This is a genomic window from Vibrio sp. V43_P6S15P86 (assembly GCF_009904725.1).
Lineage (GTDB): Bacteria > Pseudomonadota > Gammaproteobacteria > Enterobacterales > Vibrionaceae > Vibrio > Vibrio diabolicus.
Genome location: NZ_WXWT01000443.1, coordinates 1 through 8,056 on the forward strand (window position 1 = coordinate 1; position 8,056 = coordinate 8,056).

At 46.9% G+C, this 8,056-nt stretch carries 8 protein-coding genes and 1 pseudogene; 6 read left to right on the plus strand and 3 right to left on the minus strand.

The window, feature by feature from the left end; all coding sequences use genetic code 11:
* The 3 genes and pseudogenes from CAG69_RS22620 to purD all read left to right on the plus strand — a co-directional run.
* A pseudogene (locus CAG69_RS22620) lies at nt 1–89 on the plus strand (phosphoribosylamine--glycine ligase); the annotation flags it as partial.
* A gap of 138 nt (nt 90–227) precedes the next feature.
* Entirely contained in the window at nt 228–1,838 is a 1,611-nt protein-coding gene (purH, locus tag CAG69_RS19845; protein WP_161445832.1) for a bifunctional phosphoribosylaminoimidazolecarboxamide formyltransferase/IMP cyclohydrolase, read from the plus strand.
* A gap of 154 nt (nt 1,839–1,992) precedes the next feature.
* Nucleotides 1,993–3,282, plus strand: coding sequence for a phosphoribosylamine--glycine ligase (gene purD, locus CAG69_RS19850; protein ID WP_161445834.1), 1,290 nt, complete (start codon nt 1,993–1,995; stop codon nt 3,280–3,282).
* Nucleotides 3,283–3,364: 82 nt separating this feature from the next.
* Here purD and CAG69_RS19855 read toward each other — a convergent pair whose 3' ends face one another.
* Both CAG69_RS19855 and hupA read right to left on the minus strand, forming a co-directional pair.
* Entirely contained in the window at nt 3,365–4,063 is a 699-nt protein-coding gene (locus tag CAG69_RS19855) for a DUF1481 domain-containing protein (protein WP_005397286.1), read from the minus strand.
* Nucleotides 4,064–4,102: 39 nt separating this feature from the next.
* Entirely contained in the window at nt 4,103–4,375 is a 273-nt protein-coding gene (gene hupA / locus CAG69_RS19860) for a nucleoid-associated protein HU-alpha (protein WP_005382524.1), read from the minus strand.
* A gap of 253 nt (nt 4,376–4,628) precedes the next feature.
* On the opposite strand from hupA, the gene CAG69_RS19865 reads away from it, so the two are divergent.
* Nucleotides 4,629–5,762 carry a hemolysin family protein gene (locus tag CAG69_RS19865; protein ID WP_161445836.1) on the plus strand — a complete coding sequence of 378 codons (1,134 nt, stop codon included), beginning with the start codon at nt 4,629–4,631 and terminating at the stop codon, nt 5,760–5,762.
* 79 nt (nt 5,763–5,841) lie between these two features.
* Here CAG69_RS19865 and CAG69_RS19870 read toward each other — a convergent pair whose 3' ends face one another.
* On the minus strand, nt 5,842–6,429 hold the full coding sequence (locus tag CAG69_RS19870; RefSeq protein ID WP_005382520.1) for a YjaG family protein: 588 nt from the start codon (nt 6,427–6,429) through the stop codon (nt 5,842–5,844).
* A gap of 66 nt (nt 6,430–6,495) precedes the next feature.
* Here CAG69_RS19870 and CAG69_RS19875 point away from each other — a divergent pair, with 66 nt between their 5' ends.
* Complete coding sequence (locus CAG69_RS19875; protein WP_161445838.1) at nt 6,496–7,419, plus strand: D-2-hydroxyacid dehydrogenase; 924 nt, start codon at nt 6,496–6,498, stop codon at nt 7,417–7,419.
* Between the two features lie 2 nt (nt 7,420–7,421).
* Nucleotides 7,422–7,994, plus strand: a complete 573-nt coding sequence (locus CAG69_RS19880) for a uracil-DNA glycosylase family protein (RefSeq protein WP_161445840.1) — start codon at nt 7,422–7,424, stop codon at nt 7,992–7,994.
* The last annotated feature ends 62 nt before the right edge of the window (nt 7,995–8,056 follow it).

Here is an 8,056-nt window from a genome sequence, read left to right on the forward strand (position 1 = left end):
AAGAACCTCTTTTTCACAATTATTTTTGAGATGCCAAACGATTGCGCGAGCTTTTTTGTAATAAATTGGTTAGAATACGCGCCATCAAATGTGGAGACTGTTTTCTAACCAGAAAACATCCGGCAAAGGTCTTTACCAAAACTGGCCAATATTTTACCCCAAGAGGTAAAAACAAGTTCATTTTTGGCAAACATCTTTAACTCCGTGAATTTGAGGAAAATGGAAGCATGAATAACGCTCGTCCTATTCGCCGTGCGCTTATCAGCGTATCAGACAAAACAGGTATTGTTGAGTTTGCACAAGCTCTTGCTGAGCGCGGTGTCGATATCCTATCTACTGGTGGTACAGCACGCCTACTTGCCGAACAAGGCATCGCAGTAACAGAAGTCTCTGACTACACAGGTTTCCCAGAAATGATGGACGGCCGCGTTAAAACGCTTCACCCGAAAGTTCACGGTGGTGTGCTTGGTCGTCGTGGTCAAGATGACGACGTGATGGCAAAACATGGCATCAATCCAATCGACATGGTCGTTGTTAACCTATACCCATTCGCAGAAACCGTTGCAAAAGAAGGCTGCACACTAGCTGACGCGGTTGAAAACATCGATATCGGCGGCCCAACGATGGTTCGCTCTGCAGCGAAAAATCACAAAGACGTGACTATCGTTGTGAACGCTCATGATTACGATCGCGTTATCGCTGAAATGGACGCGAACGAGAAATCTCTAACACTAGAGACTCGTTTCGACCTTGCTATCGCAGCATTCGAGCACACTGCTGCTTACGATGGCATGATCGCAAACTACTTCGGCACTATGGTTCCATCTTACGGTGCCTCTCTACTTGATGAAGAAGGAAAGAAGGCTGATGAAGAGTCTAAATTCCCACGTACTTTCAACCAGCAATTCGAGAAGAAGCAAGACATGCGCTACGGTGAGAACAGCCACCAAGCCGCAGCTTTCTACGTGGAAGCCAATCCACAAGAAGCATCTGTTTCTACTGCTCGCCAAATCCAAGGTAAAGCCCTCTCTTACAACAACATCGCAGACACTGATGCAGCACTTGAGTGTGTGAAAGAGTTCAACGAGCCTGCATGTGTAATCGTAAAACACGCCAACCCATGTGGCGTTGCGCTAGGTAAAGACATCCTCGAAGCGTACAACCGCGCTTACCAAACTGACCCAACGTCAGCGTTCGGCGGCATCATTGCATTCAACCAAGAGCTAGATGCAAAAACGGCTAGCGCTATCGTTGAACGTCAATTCGTTGAAGTGATCATTGCACCTTCTGTTTCTGCTGAAGCGATTGAAGTCGTTGCAGCGAAGAAGAATGTTCGCCTACTTGAGTGTGGTGAGTGGACAACTAAAACAACAGGCTTTGACGTTAAACGCGTTAACGGCGGCCTACTAGTTCAAGACCGTGACCAAGGTATGGTTAGTCTGGATGACCTTAAAGTGGTCTCTAAGCGTCAACCTACAGAAGAAGAGCTAAAAGACGCGCTATTCTGCTGGAAAGTAGCGAAATACGTGAAATCTAACGCGATCGTTTACGCGAAAGGCGACATGACTATCGGTGTAGGCGCAGGCCAAATGAGCCGCGTTTACTCAGCGAAAATTGCCGGCATCAAAGCCGCAGATGAAGGCTTAGAAGTTGCCGGTAGCGTAATGGCATCTGACGCTTTCTTCCCATTCCGCGACGGTATCGATGCCGCAGCAGAAGCCGGCATTAAGTGCGTAATTCAGCCAGGTGGCTCTATGCGTGACGACGAAGTTATCGCAGCAGCAGATGAGCACGGCATGGCGATGATCTTCACGGGTATGCGTCACTTCCGCCACTAATTTCCTCATCGTATTTGGCACTGTGGCGTTGTTAACTGCTTTCGCCCACCCCAGTTACGTAGCTGGCTATGTTTCCGGGATGGGCTCAATTGTAGCCTAGCCACATCATCAAATACTTTGAGTAAACAGTATTTATAAGATTAAGGATTTTCATATGCGAGTTTTAATCATTGGTTCAGGCGGTCGTGAACATGCGCTAGGCTGGAAAGCAGCGCAAAACCCAAATGTTGAGACTATTTTCATTGCTCCAGGCAACGCAGGTACGGCACTAGAGCCAAAACTAGAGAACGTAAACATCGATGTAGAAGACATCGCTGGCCTTGTTGCTTTCGCCAAAGAGAAGGTAATTGAACTGACTATCGTTGGCCCAGAAGCACCATTGGTTATTGGTGTGGTGGATGCGTTCCGCGAAGCGGGCTTACCAATCTTTGGCCCTACCCAAGCCGCAGCGCAGCTTGAAGGCTCTAAAGCGTTTACTAAAGACTTCCTTGCTCGTCACCAAATCCCAACCGGTGCTTACGCAAACTTCACAGAAATTGAACCAGCGCTTGCTTACGTGCGTGAGCAAGGTGCGCCGATTGTGGTGAAAGCCGACGGCCTTGCGGCTGGTAAAGGCGTGATTGTGGCAATGACGCTAGAAGAAGCCGAAGACGCAATCAAAGACATGCTAGCAGGCAACGCATTTGGTGACGCAGGCAGCCGCGTGGTTATCGAAGAGTTCCTCGATGGTGAAGAAGCAAGCTTCATCGTGATGGTCGATGGCGAGAACGTTCTGCCAATGGCCACCAGCCAAGATCACAAACGTGTCGGTGACAAAGATACAGGTCCTAACACTGGTGGCATGGGCGCGTACTCGCCAGCTCCTGTGGTAACACCAGAAATTCACAACCGCATCATGGAAGAAGTCATTTACCCAACGGTACGTGGCATGGCTTCTGAAGGTAACCCATACACAGGTTTCCTATACGCGGGTCTGATGATCGACAAAGATGGTACGCCGAAAGTGATCGAGTACAACTGCCGCTTCGGTGATCCAGAGACACAACCAATCATGATGCGTATGGAATCGGATCTGGTTGATCTTTGCTTGGCTGCGATTGACCAAAAACTGGATCAAGTGGAATCAAAATGGGATCCACGTGCGTCGATTGGTATCGTACTCGCAGCCGGTGGTTACCCAGCAGCGTACAACAAAGGCGATGTGATCTCTGGTCTGCCACACGTTGAAATTGAAGGCGAGAAAGTCTTCCACGCGGGTACAGACAATAAAGATGGCGACATCGTGACAAATGGTGGTCGCGTATTGTGTGCAACTGCATTGGGCAACAGCGTATCAGAAGCGCAGCAACGCGCTTACGAGCTTGCAAAACAGATCAGTTGGGACGGCATGTTCCATCGCAGTGACATCGGCTACCGTGCGATTGCACGTGAGCAAGAAAAATAAAAACAACTTAAGTTGGCTAAAAAACAAAAGGCGCATTCAGCGCCTTTTTTATTACTCTGTCAGTTAGTAAGTCTCACCAAGCTTACTCAGCGAGTAATGCTGGTCGTGGTACACAATCAAAGTCATCATTATTGAGCATCAACAGTTCATCAACCGTTGCTTTAGTTCGTGACTGCTTGCCGACAAAAGCGACGTAACTGTCTACAGATGAGAGACGATCGATAATAAATTTTGGCAACGTTTGATTAAACTCGAGTGTCGAGAACGCTTTACCTTTGCAGGTTTCAAACGATTGGCCATTCCAATAACCTTGAATGAGGCTCTGACTGTTACGAGACTGCGCCTTAACCGACGCGACTACATCATTCGCTTCTGTCTTGTAACGTTCTAATTGTTCATGCTGAAGTGGTAAGACTTTACGATTAACGCGATATTGTTGGTAAACCGCTTCGCCATCTTTATTAAAACGGATGTGGATTTGAAAAGGCACCAACTCTTGCTTGGTATCAACTTGCTCACCTTTTCGAATCAACTCTCGAAGCTCACCTTCATCCCAACGGTAGTCACTTTGAAACCAGCCATTATCCCCCATCGTCACGTAATCAGCCGCCGTACTCACGCGAGTGAGTTTCTCGGTCATCCAGTACAAGCTACTTGCATCTCCAGCAACTTTGCCGCCAGAGAAGTGAGTGAATTGTTCTAAATTAGGAGTTTCAACCGACGAACAGCCAAAAAGGGTAAAGCTAGATAAGAGAAGTGAAGCGAGTAGATGTTTTTTCATGAAGTTGCACCGAGGCAGGATACCTCGGTGCATTCTAACTTAGTTTACTGATTCTTTCAGCGCTTTACCTGCTACGAATGCAGGTACGTTAGCTGCTGCGATTTGAATCTCGTCACCAGTCTTAGGGTTACGACCAGTACGTGCAGCGCGGTGGTTTACTTTGAATGTACCAAAACCAATTAGTTGAACTTGGTCACCCTCTTTAAGTGCACCAGTTACACCATCAAGAGTCGCTTCAAGAGCAGCTTTTGCTTGTGCTTTTGATAGGTCTGCTTTCTCTGCGATAAAGTCGATTAATTGGGTCTTGTTCATTAGGTTTCCCTTCTCATAGGTTATCGAATTCGTCTCACTCTAAAACATAAATGCCCCATCTGGCAAAGGTTTGTAAGCGATCTTTCGATTTTCTGACGTACTTTTAGCCATAATATGAGTAATAACTCACAATTTGTTACCACATACCCCCTGAAAACCCTTGCTTTCCAAGGTATTTGGACCAATTTATAAGGCACTTTTGCGGTTATAATAGCTGCAAATAACCACTATCAAACTACATTCAAGGGCAACTATGCTGCTGTTATCCATTTATATCTCTATTGCAATCGGCATTTCGTTTATCTGTTCGGTGCTGGAGGCGGTACTGCTGAGTATCAGTCCGAGCTACATTGCGCAGCTCAATCAACAGGGGCATCCCGCAGCTGGGCAACTGGCTAAGCTAAAATCAGATATCGACCGACCATTGGCATCCATTCTGACTCTAAATACCATCGCTCATACCATCGGCGCGGCCACTGCTGGTGCACAAGCTGCGGTGGTATTTGGTAGTGAAGCGTTAGGCATCTTTTCGGCAGTGCTCACACTGGCGATCTTGGTGCTTTCAGAGATCGTACCGAAAACAATTGGCGCAACTTACTGGCGTCAATTGGCGCCAACTGCGGCAGTCGCATTACGCTGGATGGTATGGGCGCTAACGCCATTCGTATGGTTTTCAGAGCAAATCACCAAGCGTCTTGCTCGTAACCACGAAGCTCCGAAAATGCGTGATGAACTGTCTGCAATGGCGATTCTGGCACGTGAAAGCGGTGAATTTGCCGAGGGTGAGTCAAAAATCTTAAGCAACTTGCTTGGCATCCAAGATGTACCCGTAACGCAGGTTATGACGCCACGTCCTGTGGTATTTCGTATCGATGCCACGATGACCATCAATGAGTTCCTAGAAAAACACAAGGATACGCCTTTCTCCCGCCCATTGGTTTATAGCGAGCAGAAAGACAACATCATTGGTTTTGTGCACCGCCTTGAGTTGTTCAAACTGCAACAATCAGGTTGTGGACAGAAACAACTGGGAGCAATCATGCGCCCGATTCAAGTGGTGCTAAACAACACGACTTTACCGAAAGTGTTTGACCAAATGATGACTCATCGCCTACAGCTAGCCCTTGTCGTTGACGAATACGGTACTGTGCAAGGTTTGGTGACGTTGGAGGATATTTTTGAACACCTCGTGGGTGAAGAAATCATCGATGAAGCGGATAAAAGTACCGACATGCAAGAGCTGGCTTACCAACGCTGGGAAAGCTGGAAAGAAATGCACGGCGTAATCGAAAGCCGCGATGACGATGAAGAAGAGGAAGAGCTGGAGAAGCATCACAAGGACTCAGAAACTCAAGAAGCGACAAAACCAGACTCTAAAGAATCGTAATCAGCATTGGGCATAACAGCTCAAACGCCGCAAACAAAAAGGCATCCATTTAGGATGCCTTTTTCTATTTATTCAACGATTAAAGTGCAATACCGATGTTGCTCACACCTTCTTCACGTAGCTCTTCACGCAAATCTTTAATCAAGCTGATGTCACGTTCTACCGCTTCACGCAGCGGACGGAAGATAGCCCACTGCACGTCCCACTCTTCACATACGGCTTCGTTTTCTTTCTGGTTGTCGTTAGTGATTGGCTCTGCGCCTTGTGCTTGCTCTAGATCAGCAACGGTTTGTACCGACTGTTGGCTCACTTTAAGCATTGAATCGAAAAGGTAGTCGCGGTCCAATAGACCATGCAGTAACGTAGACAAACCCTGACATGCGTCCATCGCTGGATAAACCCCGTAAAAATCGAACTCATCCGCACTTGGGAACAACTCTTCTAACTTCTCCAATTGACGTTCGAAGTTAATTTTCGCGTTCTTAACTGTCAAAATTTCCCATACACTATCAAGAATCGCTCGGTAAGCACGCGGGTCAGCAAATTCTGTATTCTCACAAAACATCGCATAGTTTGGATACATGCGTTCACACAGACACGCCATAAAGGTAATTTGTTGCCAAGGTTCTAGTTTTTCTAAACGAACCTGAAGAGGATTCTTAAGCATAGTCACTCAATCATTGAAGAAAAAAACAGCGAAAGTGTACTTGATTCATCACAGGGAAAAAAGTTAATGCCGCATTCAAATCAGATTTTCCTGCTCTCAGAGCATCGCGACACCTACAAAACGTTACTGGCAGAGAAAAATCTGCCCGATCTTTGCCTCACCGACCAACCAGAAGCCGCTCAGATCGTACTAGCGGACCCACCCTTACTATCACAAAGCTTAGACGAATTTTCACAGCTTGAATGGGTGCAATCCACGTTTGCTGGTGTCAACGCCTTAACATCCCCTAGCCTTCGTCAGGACTATACTCTAACTAACGTTCGAGGCATCTTTGGTCCACTGATTGCTGAATATGTTTTGGGTTACAGTATTGCCCATTACCGCCACTTTGCCCGATACCACCAGCAGCAACAAAACAAACAATGGCAGCCTCACCTGTACACGTCATTACAAAGTAAAACCATGGTAATTCTTGGTACCGGTAGCATTGGGGGCTATCTGGGCAACGCCGCTAAAGCAATGGGGATAAAAACTATCGGTATTAACCGCACAGGTATTCCCACCTCAGGTGGTGAATTTCATCAGACCTTTCATATCAGTGAACTAAGTAAGGCATTTGAACAAGCCGACATTGTTGTGAATACCCTACCAAGTACACCGGAGACGCAACAGTTACTCAATCGTCAAACACTCAGCCATCTAAACAAGGCGTTATTATTCAACGTGGGTCGTGGCGACGTACTGGATGAGGCTGGGTTGCTCTTCGCTCTGAAAAACCGTTGGGTAGAATACGCCTTCTTAGATGTATTTGAGCAAGAACCGTTATCGGTAGAGCATCCGTTCTGGAAGCTACCGCAAGTCACCATCACTCCACACATTGCTGCGCTGAGTTTTCCCGAGCAAGTCATCGAGATTTTTGCTGACAACTATCTACGCTGGCGCGATGGGTTTTCATTAAATTATCAAGTGGATTTCGAAAAGGGTTACTAAGAATGTCGTTAGACGAGCTATTGCAGCAAGTGAGGGCCTGCCAGATCTGCGCGGATAACTTACCTTTGGGTGCAAACCCTGTCGTGCAAGCAGCAAAAGGGGCACGCATCCTAATCATCGGTCAGGCCCCTGGCACACGTGTACACACAACCTCGATACCTTGGAATGACCCAAGTGGTGATCGATTACGCCAATGGCTCGATATCGACAAAGACGTTTTCTACGACCCAAATAAAATTGCCATTGTCCCAATGGGATTCTGTTATCCAGGCAAAGGGAACTCTGGTGATTTACCGCCTCGTAAAGAATGTGCGCCCACTTGGCATAAAAAGATTCTTGAGCAGCTGCCCAATATAGAGCTCACTCTACTAATTGGTCAGTACTCGCAGCAGTACTACCTGGCCAATAAGCCCAAAACACTCACGCAAACTGTTCAGCGATGGCAGGATTGGGAACCTGATTTTATCCCACTCCCTCACCCATCTCCACGCAATACATTGTGGTTAAAGAAGAATCCTTGGTTTGAATCTGACGTCGTGCCATACCTTAAAAAACGCGTTCACTCGATGCTTTAGGTTACCCATGATCTAATTGCTTTTTTATCTGTACAAGAAAATGAGCACACAAACACAAACCG

Coding starts and splice junctions, on each gene's coding strand:
- purH (WP_161445832.1), top strand. CDS start 228: ATGAATAACGCTCGTCCTATTCGCCGTGCGCTTATCAGCGTATCAGAC.
- purD (WP_161445834.1), top strand. CDS start 1,993: ATGCGAGTTTTAATCATTGGTTCAGGCGGTCGTGAACATGCGCTAGGC.
- CAG69_RS19855 (WP_005397286.1), bottom strand. CDS start 4,063: ATGAAAAAACATCTACTCGCTTCACTTCTCTTATCTAGCTTTACCCTT.
- hupA (WP_005382524.1), bottom strand. CDS start 4,375: ATGAACAAGACCCAATTAATCGACTTTATCGCAGAGAAAGCAGACCTA.
- CAG69_RS19865 (WP_161445836.1), top strand. CDS start 4,629: ATGCTGCTGTTATCCATTTATATCTCTATTGCAATCGGCATTTCGTTT.
- CAG69_RS19870 (WP_005382520.1), bottom strand. CDS start 6,429: ATGCTTAAGAATCCTCTTCAGGTTCGTTTAGAAAAACTAGAACCTTGG.
- CAG69_RS19875 (WP_161445838.1), top strand. CDS start 6,496: ATGCCGCATTCAAATCAGATTTTCCTGCTCTCAGAGCATCGCGACACC.
- CAG69_RS19880 (WP_161445840.1), top strand. CDS start 7,422: ATGTCGTTAGACGAGCTATTGCAGCAAGTGAGGGCCTGCCAGATCTGC.